We start from the raw sequence: 211 nt of genomic DNA, 5'->3' as shown, positions 1-211 counted from the left end.
TATTTAGCAGTATTTCAATTTCGGTTACCGTAGGTACTCTAGGTGAATGTATATCATACACACCAGGGCCAATTTCATTGGGGTATTTAAAATTAACAAAAGCGTCTAATAATTCCATTTCAGAGCGCGAGGTTTCAATAGTTATCACATCGGCATCCATTTTAGCAATATCTTCAATAATATCATTAAATTCAGAGTAGCACATGTGAGT

Annotated in this window: 1 protein-coding gene; it reads right to left on the bottom strand. The window is 34.6% G+C overall.

Going from position 1 to position 211, the window contains the following annotated elements; genetic code table 11:
* Positions 1–211: hypothetical protein (locus FUA24_RS07780; RefSeq protein WP_148541183.1), on the bottom strand; the 211-nt coding region annotated here is incomplete at both ends.

The organism is Seonamhaeicola marinus, assembly GCF_008085455.1.
This window is presented reverse-complemented; position numbering and strand designations above follow the sequence as displayed.